Below are 1002 nucleotides of genomic sequence, written 5' to 3' on the forward strand. Positions count from 1 at the left end.
TAGAGCATTTTCTATTGAGTCACACATGATAGCCGGATGAGTTGAAGTAGTTGGCACATTCGTGGGGAGAGACGGTCTCGAGGAGGGTACCGAGTTCTGCCCAGAGTGCCTCGACGGTGCGGTGGCCAGCTTTGCGGAGGAGCGCTTTGAGTTTGGAGAAGAGTTGCTCGATGGGATTCAAGTCGGGCGAATAGGGTGGGAGGAAGCGCAGTTCCGCGCCTGTTCCCGCAATGAGGTCGCGAGCAGTGGCGATGGTGTGGCTCCGGAGATTATCGGCAATGACAAGATCGCCAGGGCTCAAGGTTGGGCAAAGCACCTCCCGCACATAGAGATGGAAGGCCTCGCCATCCATGGGCCCATCCAGCACCATCGGCGCACTCACGGCCCCGACACGCAAGCCCGCAATGAAGGTGGTCGTCTTCCAGTGTCCGTGCGGGACAGCTGCCACGCACCGTTCCCCAATGGGCGCACGACCGCGCAGGCGGGTCATGTTTGTGCTGACCCCCGTTTCGTCCAGAAACACCAGTTTGGTCACATCAAGTCCGGGTTGCTGGGCTTTCCACTCGGTGCGCTCGCTGACGACGTCCGCGCGTGCTTGCTCGCTGGCGTGCAGCGTTTTTTTTAAAGCTGAGTCCCCAGTGGTTCAGTTGATGCCAGAGTGCCGTGGGTTTGATGGTGATGCCCTTTGCTGCGAGGCGGTCGCAGAGCTCGACGAGGGTCAAGTCCGGCTGTTCCTTGATCCAGGCTCTGATCGTGGATTCCTTGTCGGCCACGCAGGACCGGCGATAGCCGCCCAGCCGGGCTGCCGCACGCTCCCCCGTGTGCTCATAGCGATTCTTGACCTGGTACACCCAGCGAAGACTCACCTCCAACCGTCGGGCAATCGCTGTCGGGCCTTCGCCGCGTTCCAACCCCCACAACACCCGATCCCGTAAATCTTGTGAATAGGCCGCCATCATCGCCCCCCCTACACGGCAGAGCAACAATACCACGTATCATGCA

2 protein-coding genes are annotated in these 1002 nt (G+C 60.4%); both read right to left on the reverse strand.

Going from position 1 to position 1002, the window contains the following annotated elements; genetic code table 11:
• Nucleotides 1-19 precede the first annotated feature (19 nt).
• Entirely contained in the window at nucleotides 20-613 is a 594-nt protein-coding gene (locus ACMTNU_RS20790; RefSeq protein ID WP_413937196.1) for an IS630 family transposase, read from the reverse strand.
• Nucleotides 537-959: an IS630 transposase-related protein gene (locus ACMTNU_RS20795; RefSeq protein WP_413937195.1), complete on the reverse strand. Its 423-nt coding sequence runs from the start codon at nucleotides 957-959 to the stop codon at nucleotides 537-539. Before ACMTNU_RS20795 ends, ACMTNU_RS20790 begins: the two co-directional genes overlap by 77 nt.
• Nucleotides 960-1002 lie beyond the last annotated feature (43 nt).

The sequence above is a fragment of the Nitrospira sp. BLG_1 genome, from assembly GCF_047338595.1.
Classification (GTDB): domain Bacteria; phylum Nitrospirota; class Nitrospiria; order Nitrospirales; family Nitrospiraceae; genus Nitrospira_D.